The following is an 18,337-nucleotide window of genomic DNA, read 5'->3' on the forward strand; positions in this document are numbered from 1 at the left end:
ACAGTCAGGAGGCATCGAGATGCAAAACAGCGCACGCCCAACCGAAATCCTTCGTCAAGGTCGATTGGAGCAATGGCAGGCGGCCACAACTCATGCCTTCACTCGCGATCTCGCAGCGGGCACCCTGCCCGCTGACAAGATGCGCTGGTATCTGCAACAGGATTATCAGTTCGTCGATGGTTTAGTACGTCTTCTGGCCAGCGCGATTGCGCATGCACCTAGCCTTGCAGACAGTGTGCCCGCGGCGCAATTCCTTGCGGTGATCACCGGGCCAGAAAACACCTATTTCTTGCGCGCGATGGAGGCTCTGGATACGGCGCCCATCGATCAGCCTGCGCCTGCGACATTGGCCTTCCAACAACTGATGGCCGAAGCCGCCGCATCGGGCCGGTATGAGAACATGCTGGCGGTTCTGGTGGTCGCCGAATGGGTCTACCTCAGTTGGGCCACCCCGGTGAACCCACCAGCCCCGGACCTGCCGTTCTGGTTTGGCGAATGGATTACGCTACATGCAGGCGAAGGGTTCGAAGGTGTGGTCGCCTATTTGCGCGACCAATTGGACAAAATCTGGCTCACGCTGGATGCCGATGCGCAGGCTGAGGTGACGCGCCTGTTCCACCGCGCCGTCGAACTTGAACTGGAGTTCTTTGATGCCGCGTACGCGGCCTGACAGAGGGGAATAAGATGGTCTCGGCGTTGAACATTCTTGCCGCAGTTCTGACGATCGGATTCGGCGCATTTGGCTTTCTGGCCCCTGCGTTCACCGCGAATGCGCTGGATCTGGCCCCTACCAACAGTACGATGGGCCTTAGCGAGATGCGTGCCTCGGTTGGAGGCTTGTTTGTGGTTACAGGCATCGCGGTTCTGTGGCTGAACCATCCGATGGCTTATGTGATGCTGGGCGTGGTTTATGCAGGTGCTGCGCTTGGACGGTTCGTCTCGGTGGCACTGGACAACCCTCCGCTGATCAAAGCGCTGACATTCGGGGGAATCGAACTGGTTCTGGCCCTTTGGTTGATCCTCGCAAACATGAACAAGACGGCGTAAGTTATTGGCTTTATTGTGCGCTGCAATCTTCAATCTGAGTTTGCATCGGGCCTGATCCTCACCTATATAAGGTATGTCCTTCGGGACTATGGACATAAACGCGCTCGTAATAAGCGGATCGGACCCGGGGGCGGTACCCGGCGGCTCCACCAATAATCCTTCGTTTGGGGATCATGGGGCCGAAACAGGATCGACGAACGTCTAAAGGGGTTAGCTTTGTCTCGGCTGTCTGCCACCGTTATCGGCGAAACTAGTACAATTGCAAACGACAATCGTGCTCCGGTTGCAGTTGCTGCGTAAGCAGTAGCAAGACCGAAACTTAAGCCCTTGCGCCTAGCCGCGTAAGGCGGGGTTCGCAGGTACCTGGCAACAGAAACCTGCATTTTTTCCTCTTATGTCTGTTTCTTGCTCAGAACTCACCCGAGATTCAGAGTTTATTCACTTCTCTGTTTCATCCTTTCGTCGGATGACAGGAGGTCGAGATGTCGAAATCAGACAAGTTGCGCGCGTGGTATTCTGAGGTCTGGGAAAAGGGAAACATTGACGCCATCGACCAATTCTTTGCCCCGGATACACTGGCCGAGGGGCTGATCCCCGAGATGCAGGTTGGCGCGGATGATTTCAGGGATCTCGTAATGGCCTTTCGACATGTTCTTGGCGACATCTCGGTAGAGTTGCCAAAGATCATCGAAAACGGCGATTGGGTATCTGGTATTCTTCACGTTCGCACGTTCCGAGCTGATAATGGCGCTCCGCTTGAAGTGACCGGGCAAGTGATGGCGCGGTTCAAGGGTGATAAGATGGTCGAAGCCTACAATCAGTTTGACTTCATTTCGCTCTTTGAGCAGTTGGGGCAATTTCCTCAGGACACATTGCCCGTTTGCATGACAGGCCAAAGACTAGACTGGGCCTGAAGCACGCAACCGCACGCTTGACCGCAGCTGAGTTTCCGCGCTAGCAGAAAACGCGGGGTTGGCTTGCGAACACCCCATCAGATGGCAGATCAAGTTCGCATGTATCCGAACCACGAAGGAGACATGCGATGGCTGCCACCGGGTCACAGACACTGGCTCCGTCCATGTTGGAACTGGTCCGAGTGTTCGGCCGTATCGGCCTTTTGTCCTTTGGCGGCCCTGCAGCGCAGATTTCCCTGATGCATCAAGAGCTTGTCGAGCGGCGCGCGTGGCTCGACGAACAGACCTACCTGCGCGCTCTATCGTTGTGCATGCTGCTGCCGGGCCCCGAAGCGATGCAACTCGCCACCTATGCAGGTTGGCGGCTACGCGGCGTTGCCGGAGGTTTGGTCGCCGGCACCCTTTTCGTCCTGCCCGGCGCCTTTGTAATCGCGGTTCTGGTCGCGCTTTATGCCGCGTATGGCACGCTCCCGCTGGTGCAAGCCGGATTTCTGGGCGTGAAAGCAACGGTCATTATCATCGTCCTGAATGCGCTGCGAAATCTCTCGCGCAAAGCGCTGACAGATCGTGAACACCAAGTGATCGCCGTGCTCGGGTTTCTGGGTATATTCGTCTTCAACCTGCCCTTCCCCTTGATTATCCTGTGCGCAGCGCTCTGGGGATATGTCACATCGAAGGACACCGCGCCAGTTCCGACCGGGCCGCTCCCCGCAGCTTCCCATCCAATCCGAACCTGCATGATCTGGCTGCCCTTGTGGCTAGGTCCGCTGGTGCTTTTGGAACTGAGTGATCAGAATTTGCTCAGCGATCTTGGCTGGTTCTTCGCCAAGCTTGCCGTGGTCACGTTCGGCGGCGCCTATGCGGTTCTGGCGTATATGACTCAAACTGTAGTTGAGACATATCAATGGATCAGCACGGACCAAATGATCGATGCGCTGGGACTGGCTGAAACCACACCCGGGCCCTTGATACTGGTGACACAGTTCGTCGCCATGCTCAGCGGCCAAATTGCCGGGGGTACGGCCTTGGCGCTGGCGGCAGGCGCCGTCGCTCTCTGGGCGACTTTTGTACCGTGTTTCCTATGGATATTCCTTGCGGCTCCGCATCTGGAGAGAATCGCCGCTCGCCCACGCCTGGCAGCGGCGATGCACGGGATCACGGCTGCGGTTGTCGGAGTGATTCTCAACCTGTCCGTGTGGTTTGGTCTGAACGTGTTATTCGGCAATATCGTCGGATGGGCTTGGGGGCCGGTTTCTCTTCCCTTGCCTGACCCGAACACGCTGAATATCGATGCTTTGACCCTTACCTTGGCCGCTGGCATGTTGATTTTCCGTTTGAAATCCGGTTTAGCCACCACATTGTTCTTAATGGTTCTGGCCGGAATCGGATTGCACTTTTTGTAATCAATGCAGCCCAGCACGGCCTTTCGTTTCCGTCCAAATCCCTTATGCTGAGACCAACCACTTTCGAAGGATCAATCATGTCGCAAGACATCGACTACGGGAATTTGATGCACACGGCCATGCGCGGCCTGATCAAGACCGTCCTGACGGGCGTGTCTGAACATGGCCTGCCCGGTGCTCATCATTTCTTTATCACGTTCGACACGCGGCAAGAGGGTGTCGAACTGGCTGACTGGCTGCGTGAACGGTATCCGGACGAGATGACAATTGTCATGCAGCACTGGTTCGAGAATCTTGAGGTCGGAGAAAACGGGTTTTCGATCACTCTGAATTTTGGTGACGCGCCGGAACCGCTGTATATTCCATATCTTGCCATCAAGACCTTCGTGGACCCTTCGGTCGAGTTCGGCCTGCGTTTTGAAAGCCCCGAAGATGAGGACGAGGCGGATTACCAGCCTTCCGAAGCTCCGATGAAGGTGGATGTGGAAGAGCCCGAGCCACATCATGATGCCGATGTGGTCTCGTTGGACAGCTTCCGCAAATAAGCTGCTTCAAACCCCGCCTAGTGCGGGGTTCATTCTTTTTTCAGGAAAGTCTCAACCGAGCGTGATTTCACGCCGTTCCGAAACCTGGAAAATGACAGATCCAAACCACCTTCGGCGAGGGTGCGGTCGAACTGTTGCAATTCGTAATCGCCCGTCTCTCCGATAAACAACGAGAATACGGTTAGCGTATCACCCTCGATCCGGCCCCAGACAAAGGGCTCTCCCTTCATCGGGTCCAGCGGCACTTCGTGACCGAACACATTTCGCTTCATAGCAGCGGAATACACATCAGGACGTTCAGTTGTCTGGAAATCGACCGAGTATTTCCCCTCTTTGACCCGCCCATCTTCCTTATAAGTTGTCGTCGTCCAGCTGATATTGAAACCGCCCCGTATTTCCTGAATCGAAACGCTCATATCCCGGGGCATGGACCTACCATCAGAATCAACCACATCGGCTGAACCGACGTAATCCCCGACAAATGGTTTGATGGTGTTAGCCAAAGCATGCGGCGCCAGCAGCGCCAGGAAAGTCGTCACGACGAGGGCGAATATGATCCCGTATAGGGCCGATCCAAAAACTGTCACGCGCATAGCTGCCTCCGTCGCGAGTCTTCTTTCCATTCTAACTCTAGCCCGCCCGTGTACAATGGCACTGTTTTCGCTAACAGAAATTATTTGAGCGGGTGCCTCATCTATACCTTTGAACAGTCGATGTTTAAGGTGCGCGCAACTGGCCGATTGCGTCACGACACCGCTCGGGCTAAACGGCATACAACCGCATACCAGACGGAGTGACAGATGTCTCAGACCCGCACCGAATCCGACAGCTTTGGCCCGCTTGAGGTTCCTGCTGACAAGTATTGGGGCGCTCAAACGCAGCGTTCGATCATGAACTTTCCCATTGGTTGGGAAAAGCAACCCGTCGCCATCGTGCGTGCGCTGGGCGTGATCAAGAAAGCCTGCGCGATGGAAAACAAGGCCATCGGCAAGCTGGACGCCAATATCGCCGATGCAATCATTCAGGCCGCTGGTGAGGTGATCGAGGGCAAGTTCGACGACAACTTCCCGCTGGTCGTTTGGCAAACCGGATCCGGTACCCAGTCGAACATGAACTCGAATGAGGTCATTGCGAACCGCGCTATCGAAATTATGGGCGGCGTGATCGGCTCGAAAGACCCGGTGCATCCGAACGATCACTGCAACATGGGCCAGTCGTCGAACGACACCTTCCCCACCGCCATGCATATCGCCACTGCTGTCAGCGTGCGCGACGTGTTGCTGCCCGGCCTGACCAAATTTGCGGAGGCGCTTGAGAAAAAGGCCGCTGAGTTCGCTGGTATCATCAAGATTGGCCGCACACACACCCAAGATGCAACGCCGCTGACGCTGGAGCAGGAATTCGGAGCATATGCCCATCAGATCCGTCAGGGTATCGCTCGGGTCGAGGCCGCGATGCCTGGCATCTATGAGCTTGCTCAGGGCGGCACCGCCGTTGGCACCGGTCTGAACACCCATGGTGGCTGGGACGAAGCCGTCGCTGCCAATATGGCTGAAATCACCGGCCTGCCCTTCGTGACCGCTCCGAACAAATTCGAGGCTTTGGCGGCGCATGACGCCATGGTTTTCCTGTCGGGTGCTTTGGCGACCATCGCTGGTTCTTGCTACAAGATCGCCAATGACATCCGCCTATTGGGTTCTGGCCCGCGTTCGGGACTGGGTGAGCTAATCCTGCCCGAGAACGAGCCGGGTTCGTCAATCATGCCGGGCAAGGTCAACCCGACTCAAGCCGAGGCGCTGACGCAGGTGGCTGCCCACGTCATGGGTAATGATGCTGCAATCAAATTCGCGGGCTCACAGGGTCACTTCCAGTTGAATGTCTACAACCCGATGATGTCCTATAATCTGTTGCAATCGATCCAGTTGCTGGGTGATGCCACTGACAGCTTTACCGAGCGGATGTTGCTGGGCATTCAGGCCAACGAGCCGCGCATTGACAAGCTGATGAAGGAATCGCTGATGCTGGTCACTGCACTGGCTCCGACGATCGGTTACGACAACGCAACTACGGTCGCCAAGACCGCGCACAAGAACGGCACCACCCTCAAGGAAGAGGCGATTGCGCTGGGCTTTGTGGACGAAGCGACGTTTGACGCAGTCGTGCGTCCTGAACAGATGATCGGCCCGAAAGACTGATGGGTAAGCCGGTCAATCTGAACCGGTATCGAAAAGAAAAGGCGCGGGCCGACAAGAAGGCCCGTGCAGACCAAAACTCTGTGGCTTTCGGTCGAACCAAGGCCGAGAAAGAGGTGGTGAAGCTGCAGCAGGACAAGCTGAAGCGGGACCTCGACAATCACGAGCTGGATGAATGAGCGGCCGCCCGGTCAAACGCTCGCTGACCCTCAAAGGTCATCGCACATCAGTATCCCTTGAGGATGAATTCTGGCGGGCATTCCGTGACATAGCCGAAGAAAAAGATCAGGCAATCAACGCTCTGGCCGCCGAGATTGATGTAGAGCGTGATCCGGAAACCGGTCTCGCTTCGGCTATTCGGGTTTTTGTTCTTAATTGGTATCGAACCCGCGATTGACGCTTGTCACACACTTTCCAGAGCGTATAGCTTATGAAGGAACAAAAAGGGTACATTGTCATGAGCAAAACTGTTACCGGACCCGATGGCCAACCGCGCTGCGCCTGGTGTCAGGCCGCGCCCGAGTTCTTTAACTATCACGATGAAGAATGGGGCCATCCGGTTGCGGATGACCAGCGATTGTTCGAGAAACTGTGCCTCGAGAGTTTTCAGTCAGGCCTAAGCTGGCGGACGATCCTGAATAAGCGAGAGAACTTTCGCAAAGCCTTTAGTAACTTTGATTTCAACAAGATGGCTACGTTTTCTGAAGCAGATGTTGAACGTCTTCTGCAAGACAGTGGCATCATACGGCACCGTGGCAAGATCGAAGCGGTGATCAACAACGCCCGTCGCGCGCAAGAGTTGATCAAGGCCGAGGGCTCTCTCGCCGCTTATGTCTGGCGGTATGAGGCCGAAACGCCTCCGCCGCCGCAAACGGCATCAACCTCACCGGAATCCATCGCAATGTCGAAGGATCTGAAGAAACGGGGGTGGAAGTTCGTCGGCCCCACCACGGTCTTTGCCTTCATGCAGGCCATGGGTCTGGTCAATGACCACGCCGAAGGGTGCATCGGACGTAAAAAAGCGGCGCAGTTGCGCCGCTCTTTCACCAAACCTGTCTGAAGATCAGATCGAGGCGCGATAAATCTTTTCGATATTGCTGCCCAACGCGGCATTGAACTCTGCATCCGACTGCTGCTTGGACAGGCCTTCGGTTAGCGCGCGGGAGAATGAGGCGATCATCTTGCCGTTCTGATCCAGCAAATCACACGCTTGTTCGGTCGAATATCCGCCCGACAACGCGACCACGCGCAGAACACGCGGGTGATCTGCCAGCGCATCATAGAGGTTTACCTGACTCGGGATAGTCAGTTTCAGCATGACCTCCTGTCCCTCGGCCAGTTGATCGAGGTTTTTTAGGATCTCGGCTTTCAGAATATCCTCAGCCTCAGCTTTGGTTTCCGAGTGGATGTTCACCTCGGGCTCGACAATCGGCACCATGCCCGCATCTGTCACAACACGCGCCACTTCGAACTGTTGCGCGACAACCGCGGCGATACCTTCGGCGTTGGCCTCATGAATGACCGAACGCTCTTTGGTGCCGAATACGCCTTCTGCCTTGGCAAGCGTTTCGGCTAGACCCGGGATCGGTTTCATCATTTGAACGCCATTGGCCTGATCTTCAAGACCCTTGTCGATCTTCAGGAACGGCACGATCTGCTTGGCCGACCAAAGGTAATCCGCGACCTTCTTCCCATCAATTTCTTCACCAAGAGTCCGTTCGAACAGGATCGCACCGATCACCTTCTGACTGGTGAAGTCATCGGCCAGAATGATGCGCGCACGCATTTTCTGGATTTCACCGAACATTTCTTCGTCTGAGCTGTAGTCCGACGCCTCAACGCCATAAAGCGCCAGCGCCTTAGGTGTCGAACCCCCGCTTTGGTCCAGTGCTGCAATAAATCCTGCGCCTTCGGACATCTGTGCGCGCTGTTCTGCCTTGGACATAACTCATTCCCGTTCAATATGATTCCGTATTTGTCCTCCGCATACAGCAAGCCGTCGGACGATGGTAGTTTGTTAGCGCTCAACCAGCCGTAACCAAATACCGTCTTTCGAGCGGACCGTCAGATGCGCGACCGGTATGGGCGTTTTGCCCTCGATTGTTTCGAAGCGAAAACGCCGTAGCAGAATCGACAGGATCAGTGGGCCTTCAATCATGGCAAAGCCCGCACCTGTGCAGACCCGTGGCCCGGCGGAAAACGGGATATAAGCCTCTCGCAGGCATGTTCGACCATTTTCAGTGGCCCAACGAGCAGGATCGAAATCGTCGGGGTTGTCCCACAGGCGCTCCTGCCGGTGCAGGTGCCATGGGCTGATCACGATCTGCGCGCCCTTCGCAATATCCCGGTCGCGGAAGCGTTCCGGGCCTGTCGTCTCACGCACCATCATGGGTACAGGCGGGTAGAGTCGCAGCGCTTCACGAAACGCGTCTCGGCTGAGCCTCAGCTTCGACATCACGGCAAAATCGTCGATATTGACCGCCTGCGCCTCGTTTGCGACCTTCTCTTGCCAATCAGGATAAAGCGCCATGAGATAGAGCGTCCAAGCCAAGGCCGAAGCACTGGTTTCGTGCCCTGCAAGAAAGAAGATTGCCACCTGATCGATCATTTCTTCGGTGCCAAAACAAGCGCCTGTCTCCGGGTCGGGCGTCGTCATGATCTTCGTCGCGAGGTCATCCGGAGCGTTACCCGCAGAGATCGCGTTCGCACGTTCCGCTGTCAGACGACCAATCAGTGTCCGGATTTCCCGCGCCGTCTCCCGGGTTCGGCGCACATGAAACCGAGGCATCCAACGTGGCAGCGGAATAAACGCGGCCAGATTCAGCAGCGGTTGCGCACGTTGATAGGTGCGGAACTTGTCAAAAACCTGCGTTGCGACCTCATGCTCAATCGGGACCGAGAACAGGGTGCGAAAGATCACATCGGCAGCAACGTGGCTGGTGATCTCTTCGCATTCCACCACCTGACCGGCCTGCGCGGTCAATCTATCGACACAAGCCTGCGCCGCATCGACCATGGCCGGAAAACTGTCTTTCAGCCGCCCGCCCTCGAACGCCGGGTCGATGATCCGCCGCTGACGCTTCCATGTTTCTCCATTGGTCAGGAAAACCGATTGCCCCAACAACGGACGCAGCCCTTCGCTGATACGCTCGGATTTGGGGAAATCGTCTGGCCGGTCTTTCAACACGGTTCGGATCAGATCGGGCTGGTTGATCATGTAAGACCGAAAGAACGGCGTTTTGAATTCGGCCATCCAAGCGCGGTAGAGCCTTTGTGGCTGAGCTGACAACAGATCCTTTCGGAACAGGCGCATGTACTGCCAGAGAGATACCTTGTCGGGGCGCGCCTGTGGCTTCGGTGGTCTCATGCGCGCACCGAAGTGTATTTCGAGGTTGGTTTCTCGATACGTGATTGTGAGGGTGTGCGGTCCCTAAACCGGTTCGCCAAGGTCCTGGGGCCTGCGGTAATACGGAAATAGTCATAATCTCCGGGCCGATCGAATGCGCCGAGATATTGAAAATGCAGACGGAAGAATCGCCATCGTAACTGCTTCCAGCGTTCAGCGGACAGGGTCTGGGTGAAGGCGGCTGACAACACCAGAGGCCCGCGCTTCTGAGATGTCGCGACACCACTGACGGCAACCGGATCGCATAACGCGAATGCGCAGCCATCCCCCGGAGCTGAGACATCGACCCATGTCAGATCAGGGTGCTCTGATAGATAACGCAGGTCCGAACGTAACCCGCTGGCATCTGGCAGAAAGGACACCATCGGTACAACCTGCCCCAATGTCAGGAAAGATAATGCAGGACCGTCGCTTGGAATCTTCTGGCCCCGCAACAGCTCTGCCAGTACCGAGATACCCAGATGGGCTCCTGAACTGTGGCCTACAACCAGAACCTCATCCACATCGGCCTCAAGGGCGTCTGAGATCAGGTTGGAAAATTGCCTCAGCCGTTGTTTCATTTCTGGCGCATACGAGCCCCGCAGGCGCGCTGAATGCGCGTAGTCATGCATCAGGTAATAGGCAAACAACCGATTATCGAGCTTCCGAAACCAGAGCAGTAGCGCATAGGCGACCCCAATCGCAGGCAACAGTCCCCACCCCCCGATCAGTGGATGCAGCGCAGCGGACAGACCCCAGGTAAACCCCAGAGCGGCGATCAGTTGCAACAACAGCATACCGACGGGATAAAGCGCTGCGATCACCGGGCCTTTGCGCAACTGCATCAAGCGCCAAAGTGTTCCCGTCGAGATATAAATCCAAGCAGTGCGAGCAAGCTGCAGATAGGTCGCAGGGATTGAGCGCGCCATGCTCTGGCGCACGATATCGGACCATACCAGCACATCGACCACCGCCGCGACCGTGGCCCCTTCCTGTTCCGAATGTATCTGCCAACCATAAAGGTCATTCCCGGTTCGCCCGCGGATCGAGATTTCATATCCCGAAATCGCAGCCTGGGCCTGGCCTTCGGTGCGGTAAAGCTCACGATAGCGGCGCGGATGAATCGGGTCGTAGCCGGGAATATAGAACACCCGGCGTTTGCGCACTTCTGGATGGGGTTGTTGACTGCTCATTGACCCGGCCCTCTGCCGCGCAGATTAGCGCAGAGCGGCAAGCGGTGTAAGACCCGCCGTCGCGACATCCACGTTTAGCGCCAGAGGGTTAACCGAACGTGGCCAGAACCGGGAAAGTTTCCAGCAGCCACCAGCTGAATTCGGTGAACAGACCTGTAATCAGCATAATACCCACGAACAGCAGTAGCCCGCCCATCACCTTCTCAATAGTCGCCATATGCGGTTTGATCCGGTTCATCACAGCCATCGAGCGGTTCAGGAACATTGCCGCCAGCAGGAAAGGAATTCCCAAGCCCGCCGCATAAACACCCAGCAATAGGGTGCCCCGCGCAACCGAGGCTTCGGATGCAGCCAGCGATAGAATTGCACCCAGCTGAGGCCCAATGCAGGGCGTCCAGCCGAACGCAAAGGCAAGGCCAAGAATATAGGCACCGAAGACCGAACCACCGGAATCCCCGGTCTCAACCCGCGCTTCACGATCCAATAGTGGGATACGGAAGACGTTCAGAAAGTGCAGTCCGAAAACGATGACCACCGCACCTGAGAGCTTGGCGAAAAGCACCTGATTTTGCAGAACAAACGCCCCGAAGGCAGAAGCAGTAAAACCAAGCAGCAGGAAAACCGTCGAAAGACCCAAAACAAAGAACAGTGCCGACAGGGTCGCCTTGCGGCGTGCGCGCGCCTCGTCCTTCATCTCGTTGATCGAAACGCCGCTCATATATGCCAGATATGGTGGCACAATCGGCAACACACAGGGCGATAAAAAGCTGATCAAACCGCCGAGCATGGCGATGAACATGGCGGGCAGAAGCCCCGCGTCGATGATATCTATTCCGAACATGGAATAGCACATATGGTATCAGATCGATTTCGTCACGGGGCCATTCAGTCACATCCTCGTGGTTGCACGCTGGACAGCATCGCGCGTTGGAAATATCTCAATCCCATGACTGATGAGACCGAAACACTCGACGCGTTGGGGCTGTTGTGCCCGTTGCCCGTACTGAAAGCGCGAAAACGGCTGAAATCCCTACCCGCCGGAGGGTTGCTGCGCGTGCTTGCCGATGATCCGGCGGCCATCATCGACGTGCCGCATTTCTGCAGTGAGGCCGGGCATACGCTGGTTTCGCAGGGCACGACGAATGGATACCAGGTTTATCTGATCCAAAAATCCGGTTGATCAAAAAGAAAAAGGCGGACCTGATGGCCCGCCCTTTCGATCACTGCCCCAGTGACCACCAACCGCGCCTTTTCGGCTTGGCCGGGGTTGGCTCGGGCTCTTCCGCAACGGTTTCAAGAACAGGTTCCGGTGTTTCTTCCGCAGGAGCTTCCTCGGTCGCGACTTCCGGTTCAGGCTCAGCAACCTCGGCTGTTTCTGCCTCGGGGGCTGCTTCGGGTTCCGACACGTCGTCTGCGACGGCTTCTGGTTCCGGCTCCACTGCGGCGCTCTCAGTTGCCGCATCCTGCTCCTCAGCTGCCACTTCAGCAACCTCTGCCTGGGTCGGCTCAGGCTCCGAAGTGCTCTCTTCTGCGGCAGGCTGAACCTCCTCAGAAGCGTCCGCTTCGACCTCTTTCTTGCGACGACGCGGAGCACGGCGCTTCTTAGGCTTCTCAGCCTTCTCCGCCGCTTCGACAGCAGGCTCTTCTTCGACTGCTTTTTCCTCAGCGGCTGCATCGTCATTCGCAACATCCGACGCGACAGCATCATCCGCGTTGTCGTCCGAAGTCTCGGCGCCACCCTCTGCGGCCTCAGCATTGCCAGAGCTTTTCTTCCGACGCCGCCGACGCCGCTTGCGCTTGGGTTTTGCTTCTTCTTCGGACTGTACGTCGGTCTCTTCGACGGCTTCTTCCTCTTCCGAGGCATCCACCATGTCCATCAGCGAGGCATCAACCGAAACTACAGGTGCCGTCGCCTCAGGCACCACACGGCTGGCGGTCTTGAATTTCTCCATCGAGAAATCAGGGCTGACCAGATGCACGTCGCCCTCGATCCGAACCGACAGGCCATAGCGTGCCTCGATCTGCGCGATATGTTCGCGCTTCTGGTTCATCAGGAAGTTCGCAATGCTGACCGGGCAGCGCACCAGAACCTCACGCGAACGGCGGCGGGTGCCTTCCTCTTCGATCTGGCGCAGGATCGACAACGCCATGTTGTCGTCCGAACGGATCAGGCCGGTGCCATGACAGGCCGGGCACGGCTGTGTGGTGGCCTCGATCATGCCGGGGCGCAGACGCTGGCGGCTCATCTCAAGCAGGCCAAAGCCTGAAATCCGGCCCACCTGAATGCGTGCACGATCAGTCTTCAGTTTGTCTTTCAGTCGCTTCTCGACGGCCGCGTTGTTCTTGCGTTCGTCCATATCGATGAAATCGATGACGATAAGACCGGCCAAATCGCGCAGACGCAGCTGACGCGCAACCTCTTCAGCAGCTTCAAGATTGGTCTTGAGCGCGGTTTCCTCGATCGAACCTTCCTTGGTCGCCCGACCCGAGTTCACGTCAATCGCCACCAGCGCTTCGGTTACGCCGATCACGATATAGCCGCCAGATTTCAGCTGGACCGTCGGGTTGAACATCCCCGCCAGATAGCTTTCCACCTGGTAGCGTGCAAAGAGCGGCAGCGCGTCCTCATACCGTTTCACGTTCTTGGCGTGGGACGGCATGATCATCTTCATGAAGTCCTTGGCAATGCGGTAACCGCCCTCGCCTTCAACCAGAACCTCATCAATATCACGGTTGTACAGGTCGCGGATCGACCGTTTGATCAGATCGCCTTCCTCATAAATCTTCGCAGGCGCGATGGATTGCAGCGTCAGCTCGCGGATTTGCTCCCACATGCGCTGCAGGTATTCATAGTCGCGCTTGATTTCGGATTTCGTCCGCTTGGCCCCAGCCGTACGCACGATAAGACCCGCGCCGGTCGGTACGTCAATTTCAGCGGCAATATCCTTGAGTTTCTTCCGATCTGCCGCGTTGGTGATCTTGCGGCTAATCCCGCCGCCACGTGCCGTGTTTGGCATCAGCACACAATAGCGGCCAGCCAGCGACAAATAGGTGGTCAGCGCAGCACCTTTATTGCCACGCTCTTCCTTGACGACCTGCACCAGCAGAACCTGGCGCACTTTGATCACTTCCTGGATCTTGTAACGACGCGGGCGCGGCTTGCGCGGAGGACGAATGTCTTCGCTATCATCTTCATCCGCTACGGATTCGATTGAGTCGTCTTTCGACGCTGCATCGGTGCTTTTGCCTTCTGCCTCGTCATCTGCATCCGGATCGTCGTCAGAAACCTTTGCCTCTTCAACATCAGAATCGGCCTCGACCTCTTCCGAGGCGACATCCCCGGCTACTTCCTCTGCTTCGGCAGGAGCTTCTTCTTCCGCGTCAGCGGTCTCATCAACGGCCTCAGCAGACTGTTCTGCCTCTTCTGATGTGGCATCCTCTACCGGCGCTTCCTCAGCCGCAGGCTCGACACTATCGCTGGGCTCTTCTACCGGAGTTTCGGCAACAATCTCCATCGGCGATGTCCCCTCAGGCACATCGGCTTCTTCACTGTCATCCAGATCAATAGTTTCCATGCCAGTCGGCTCAGAGGAAACCTCCAGCGTCTCGACCGGATCGTCCGATTTCACATCGGCAGCTTTGGACCGCGAGCGCGACCGGCGCTTTTTCGGTTTTGCTTCTTCGGCCTCGTCGCGCGCCTTCATGGCCTCAGCATAGGCGCGCTCTTCCTCCATCAGCGCCTCGCGGTCAGCGACGGGGATCTGATAATAGTCCGGGTGAATTTCCGAGAAGGCCAGGAAACCATGACGATTTCCGCCATAATCCACAAAGGCCGCCTGCAGAGACGGCTCGACCCGAGTTACTTTTGCAAGATAGATGTTGCCAGCAAGCTGGCGTTTGTTTTCGGATTCAAAGTCAAATTCCTCAACCTTGTTTCCGTCGACCACCACAACGCGGGTTTCCTCCGCATGGGTGGCATCGATAAGCATTTTCTTAGCCATGTGTCCTTGGTGCACCGCGCCAAACGCGTTGTCCTGACCCGTCCAGGCGGACAGGCGCTTTTGGGGAGGTGTCTTGTACGGGCGATATCGGACGGCGCGCGGCAGGGTCTGGCGCATTGGCCCCCTGCCCGTATACTCAATCGTTGCGCGCGCGTCATCGCGGTTCTTCTCCGACAGGCGCGTCTCGACGCGGCCCGCCCATTTATTCCTTTCGCCCGCATTTACGGGCTCAGGCGTTCATCTGCCCCAACCAGGGCACAATCGGTCTGCCGTGCCGCGCGGGATCGATCCTCACCATCAGCTCAGCAGCGAAACTCAAAATAACGGGGCTTGCAGGCACAAATGCCCGGCCCGTCTGCTCACAATAAAAGCAGTCCTGTGGAAAAGACAATGGGCAAACTGCACGACACTGCCCTCAAGCGCCACTGGATCCCTTCATCTGGCCATAAATATCTCGGGGGTGAATTGAACCGAAGGCTCAAGAGGGGGCTGGCCCCCTCACGACCCTTACAAATAGTCCGAACGCTGCAGCCCGTATTTGGCCATCTTCTCGTTCAACGTCCGGCGCGGCAGGCAAAGCTCATCCATCACCGACGCGATTGAGCCCTTGTGACGCCGCATGGTATTATCGATCAGCATCCGTTCGAAGGCTTCGACATATTCCTTCAGCGGCTTGCCCTCAGTCGTCATTACCGGCTGCATTTCCTCATGATCGGACATCAGCAGCGAAGCAATCGTCCCCGAGCCGCGTCGTGACTGCAGCACAGCGCGTTCCGCGATGTTGATCAACTGACGCACGTTCCCCGGCCACGGTGCCTGCAACAGCTGTGCCGCCTCCTGAGCGCTGACCTGAGGTGAATCACAGCCGTATTCCTCGGCGAACTGCTCGCTCAAACGCGTGAACAACGTCAGAATGTCTTCACCGCGCTGACGCAAGGGCGGCATCGTGATGCGCAACGCCGCAAGGCGATAGAACAGGTCCGGTCGCAGAACATCCTCGGAGGTTTTGCCCGCTTCCTGCAGGTTCGAAATCGCCACGATCCGCGTTTCTGCAGGCGTCCCCTGCTCATTCATAACACTTAGCAAACGCGCCTGCAGCGTGTCACTCAGCGCTTCGACATCTTCGAGGACCAGCGTACCGCCACGCGCCTCTTCGATGGCAGGCAATTGGGTGTCCTCGGGCAACATCGGACCGAACAGGCGTTTCGACAACGCTTCCTCTTCCAGCGCAGCACAAGAGACCAACACAAATTTCTTTCCAGCGCGGCTGCCAACCGCGTGCAGCGCGTGGGCCACCAACGTTTTGCCGGTCCCGGTTTCCCCATCAATCAGGACATGGCCGTCCGCCTGCCCCAAATCCAGAATATCCTCGCGCAGCCGTTCCATGACTGGGCTAGCCCCGATCAGCTTGTTCATGATCTGCGTACCACCCGACAGCTCGCGCCGCAGGGCACGGTTGTCCAAAGTCAGACGCCGCGCATTACTGGCGCGTTTGGCCAGTTCAGACATCCGGTCAGGGTTGAAGGGCTTTTCGAGGAAATCGAACGCCCCGACGCGCATCGCCTCAACAGCCATAGGAACGTCGCCATGACCTGTGATCATGATCACCGGCAGCGTGCTGTCCGCCCCCATCAGCTTTTTCAGCAATTGAATGCCATCCATCCCAGGCATCTTGATGTCCGAGATCACGATTCCCGGATATTCGGGCCCGAGCACCTTGAGCGCATCCTCAGCGCTGGCGAAAGTTTCGGTGTCATATCCCGACAGAGCCAGCCATTGGCTGATCGACTGGCGCATGTCCTGTTCATCATCCACGATGGCGATTTTCATGGCCTGTGCCATAGTCATTTCCTTTATTCCGCGGCCTCAAGGCCGTCGCTTCCCAGAATGGGCAATTGCATCTCAAACACCGCGCCGCCCTGTTGGCCGTTGCGCGCGGTCAGCCGTCCGCCATGGTCGTTCACGATCCCGGACGAGATGGCAAGCCCCAGACCCACGCCGTCTCCTGGGCGCTTGGTCGTGTAGAACGGTTCAAACAGGTTCTCGATATCCTCGATCCCGTGACCATTGTCGCGCACGGTCAGTATGGCCGTGTCGCCCGCGGCGAGGATGATCTCGACATCCGGTTCCTGCACAGATTTGGTGGCGTCCAGCGCATTGCGCAAGAGATTGACCATAACCTGTTCGATCCGCATCCGATCTCCCATCACTATAACAGGTTCTTCGGGCAAAATCTGCGTGATCTTAACATGCCGCTGGCGCAGCTGCGGTTCCATCATCGATAGGCTTGATGCCAGCGCTTCGCCAAGGTTTACAGGCGAAAACGCATCCGCGCCCTTACGCGCATAGGATTTGAGCTGGCGCGTGATTGCCCCCATCCGTTCGATCAGCCCGTCGATGCGGCCAAAGCTGGCCAGCGCCTCTTCGGGCCGGTTCCGACGCAGCAACAGACGCGCGCCCGCAAGATAGGTTTTCATCGCAGCCAGCGGCTGGTTCAACTCGTGACTGACCGCCGCAGACATCTCACCGAGCGCCGCCAATTTCGAGCTTTGCGCAAGAGTTTGCTCGGCAACTTCCAGCGTCTTTTCAACGCGTTCCCGCTCAGCAATTTCCCGCTGCAGCCTTACGTTCAATGCGCGAAGCTCCGCCGACTCGCGTTGGAACAAAGTCATGCGTGACGTGGCCCTACGGCTGAGCGCATAGAAAGCCAGCGCCAGAAGAATCGCAAACGCCATGATTTCCAGCGCCAGAACGCTATTCACCTTCTCCCGTATCGAGGAATAGGTGGTAAACGACATCATCTGCCATCCTCGGAAGGGAATACGGGTCTCCATCCGCATCACCGCCTCGCCCTGCAGATACGCGTCGGGCGGCAACGCATTCCAGTCCGTTGTAGCTCGGATCGCGCGCTGTATCGCACTTTGCGGAGGTTGCCGCAGGATAGCGGTGCTTTCGTCCAGACCACGCCATTGAGGTTCCGTCGAAAGAATAATTGTTCCGGTACTGTCCGTAACCATCACCGCATCCGAAATCCCGGCCCAGGCGCGTTCGAATTTTTGAAGGTCTACCTCAACCACGATCACGCCAAGGATTTCGGAATTGGCCTCGATCCGGCGCGAATAGGTAAAACTGTAACCGCCTGCTTCGCGCGGAATCACCGAAAATATGGTGGCGTTGGAGCGCATCGCGTCAATGAAATAAGGAGAACTGCGATGTCCCTCGCCCAGCCGATTCCGCTCGGTCGCCGCCCGTGTCAGCCCGTCCCGATCCAGCAGAAAGATTGAGGCCGCCCCGATCTCTTCAACAAAAGAGATCAGGCGTTGGCTGGACAACGTATAATCACTGGATTGAAGCGCCGAGATCAGCGTCGGGTCCCGCGCAAGCAATTGCGGCACAATCGAGTTGCGCCGCAGTTCACTCAGCAGGTTGCCGGAATACAGCGTCAGGCGCAGTTCGGCGCGGTTGCGTGTGGATTCCGTAAAGCGGTCGGTCAGAAGGCTGTTGGTGATCCATACCGTGGCGACGGTCGCAATCAGCAACAGGAAGACGGCAAGGCGCAGTCGCCAGCCCATAGGCGACCCGCGCAGCCGATTCAAAAATCCAGCGCTGTGTGGTTGATCTTCCGCACTCATCCTTTGACGCTACGCGTCCCGACCG

General features: G+C 57.1%; 18 protein-coding genes and 1 other RNA gene. 11 read left to right on the plus strand and 8 right to left on the minus strand.

Annotation, left to right across the window (positions count from 1 at the left end; translation table 11 throughout):
• The first annotated feature begins 19 nt into the window (after positions 1–19).
• The 6 genes from ACR0NF_RS04520 to ACR0NF_RS04545 all read left to right on the plus strand — a co-directional run bounded on the left by ACR0NF_RS04520 (position 20) and on the right by ACR0NF_RS04545 (position 3,909).
• A complete protein-coding gene (locus ACR0NF_RS04520) occupies positions 20–670 on the plus strand; it encodes a TenA family protein (RefSeq protein WP_480777836.1) in 651 nt (216 codons plus the stop codon).
• 14 nt (positions 671–684) lie between these two features.
• Entirely contained in the window at positions 685–1,047 is a 363-nt protein-coding gene (locus ACR0NF_RS04525) for a DUF4345 family protein (RefSeq protein ID WP_480469876.1), read from the plus strand.
• Positions 1,048–1,083: 36 nt separating this feature from the next.
• Positions 1,084–1,431: a transfer-messenger RNA gene (ssrA, locus tag ACR0NF_RS04530) on the plus strand.
• A 98-nt stretch (positions 1,432–1,529) separates the two neighbouring features.
• Entirely contained in the window at positions 1,530–1,961 is a 432-nt protein-coding gene (locus ACR0NF_RS04535) for an ester cyclase (protein WP_480777837.1), read from the plus strand.
• Positions 1,962–2,089: 128 nt separating this feature from the next.
• Positions 2,090–3,364 carry a chromate efflux transporter gene (gene chrA, locus ACR0NF_RS04540; RefSeq protein WP_480777838.1) on the plus strand — a complete coding sequence of 425 codons (1,275 nt, stop codon included), beginning with the start codon at positions 2,090–2,092 and terminating at the stop codon, positions 3,362–3,364.
• Positions 3,365–3,441: 77 nt separating this feature from the next.
• Positions 3,442–3,909, plus strand: a complete 468-nt coding sequence (locus tag ACR0NF_RS04545) for an SspB family protein (RefSeq protein ID WP_480469879.1) — start codon at positions 3,442–3,444, stop codon at positions 3,907–3,909.
• 29 nt (positions 3,910–3,938) lie between these two features.
• Here ACR0NF_RS04545 and ACR0NF_RS04550 read toward each other — a convergent pair whose 3' ends face one another.
• The gene (locus ACR0NF_RS04550) at positions 3,939–4,502 is read right to left on the minus strand and encodes a hypothetical protein (RefSeq protein ID WP_480469880.1); all 564 of its coding nucleotides are present in this window, start codon (positions 4,500–4,502) and stop codon (positions 3,939–3,941) included.
• A 207-nt stretch (positions 4,503–4,709) separates the two neighbouring features.
• Here ACR0NF_RS04550 and fumC point away from each other — a divergent pair, with 207 nt between their 5' ends.
• Genes fumC through ACR0NF_RS04570 form a run of 4 tightly spaced genes read left to right on the plus strand, consistent with a single transcriptional unit; the run spans position 4,710 to position 7,161 of the window.
• A complete protein-coding gene (gene fumC / locus ACR0NF_RS04555; RefSeq protein ID WP_480666968.1) occupies positions 4,710–6,104 on the plus strand; it encodes a class II fumarate hydratase in 1,395 nt (464 codons plus the stop codon).
• Positions 6,104–6,280: a DUF4169 family protein gene (locus ACR0NF_RS04560; RefSeq protein ID WP_480469882.1), complete on the plus strand. Its 177-nt coding sequence runs from the start codon at positions 6,104–6,106 to the stop codon at positions 6,278–6,280. The genes fumC and ACR0NF_RS04560 overlap by 1 nt, the downstream gene beginning before the upstream one ends.
• Positions 6,277–6,498, plus strand: coding sequence for a ribbon-helix-helix domain-containing protein (locus tag ACR0NF_RS04565; protein WP_480469883.1), 222 nt, complete (start codon positions 6,277–6,279; stop codon positions 6,496–6,498). Before ACR0NF_RS04560 ends, ACR0NF_RS04565 begins: the two co-directional genes overlap by 4 nt.
• A 60-nt stretch (positions 6,499–6,558) precedes the next feature.
• Complete coding sequence (locus ACR0NF_RS04570) at positions 6,559–7,161, plus strand: DNA-3-methyladenine glycosylase I (protein WP_480777839.1); 603 nt, start codon at positions 6,559–6,561, stop codon at positions 7,159–7,161.
• A gap of 3 nt (positions 7,162–7,164) precedes the next feature.
• Here the strand turns inward: ACR0NF_RS04570 and ACR0NF_RS04575 are convergent, their stop codons facing one another.
• From ACR0NF_RS04575 to ACR0NF_RS04590, 4 genes are all read right to left on the minus strand, one after another.
• Positions 7,165–8,046 carry a fructose bisphosphate aldolase gene (locus ACR0NF_RS04575; RefSeq protein ID WP_480469885.1) on the minus strand — a complete coding sequence of 294 codons (882 nt, stop codon included), beginning with the start codon at positions 8,044–8,046 and terminating at the stop codon, positions 7,165–7,167.
• Between the two features lie 72 nt (positions 8,047–8,118).
• Positions 8,119–9,468: a cytochrome P450 gene (locus tag ACR0NF_RS04580; protein WP_480469886.1), complete on the minus strand. Its 1,350-nt coding sequence runs from the start codon at positions 9,466–9,468 to the stop codon at positions 8,119–8,121.
• Positions 9,465–10,679, minus strand: coding sequence for a hypothetical protein (locus tag ACR0NF_RS04585; protein WP_480777840.1), 1,215 nt, complete (start codon positions 10,677–10,679; stop codon positions 9,465–9,467). The genes ACR0NF_RS04580 and ACR0NF_RS04585 overlap by 4 nt, the downstream gene beginning before the upstream one ends.
• Positions 10,680–10,767: 88 nt before the next feature.
• Positions 10,768–11,520, minus strand: a complete 753-nt coding sequence (locus ACR0NF_RS04590) for a cytochrome c biogenesis CcdA family protein (RefSeq protein ID WP_480469888.1) — start codon at positions 11,518–11,520, stop codon at positions 10,768–10,770.
• Between the two features lie 105 nt (positions 11,521–11,625).
• Here ACR0NF_RS04590 and ACR0NF_RS04595 point away from each other — a divergent pair, with 105 nt between their 5' ends.
• Complete coding sequence (locus ACR0NF_RS04595; protein WP_480469889.1) at positions 11,626–11,859, plus strand: sulfurtransferase TusA family protein; 234 nt, start codon at positions 11,626–11,628, stop codon at positions 11,857–11,859.
• A 40-nt stretch (positions 11,860–11,899) separates the two neighbouring features.
• On the opposite strand, the gene ACR0NF_RS04600 is transcribed toward ACR0NF_RS04595, so the two are convergent.
• From ACR0NF_RS04600 to ACR0NF_RS04610, 3 genes are all read right to left on the minus strand, one after another.
• Positions 11,900–14,680 (minus strand): Rne/Rng family ribonuclease, encoded by a 2,781-nt coding sequence (locus ACR0NF_RS04600; protein ID WP_480471898.1) that lies wholly within the window; start codon positions 14,678–14,680, stop codon positions 11,900–11,902.
• A gap of 507 nt (positions 14,681–15,187) precedes the next feature.
• Positions 15,188–16,522 (minus strand): sigma-54-dependent transcriptional regulator, encoded by a 1,335-nt coding sequence (locus ACR0NF_RS04605; RefSeq protein ID WP_480469890.1) that lies wholly within the window; start codon positions 16,520–16,522, stop codon positions 15,188–15,190.
• Positions 16,523–16,533: 11 nt separating this feature from the next.
• On the minus strand, positions 16,534–18,312 hold the full coding sequence (locus ACR0NF_RS04610) for a sensor histidine kinase (RefSeq protein ID WP_480666971.1): 1,779 nt from the start codon (positions 18,310–18,312) through the stop codon (positions 16,534–16,536).
• Positions 18,313–18,337: the final 25 nt, after the last annotated feature.

Source organism: Ruegeria sp. CF4 (assembly GCF_056537345.1).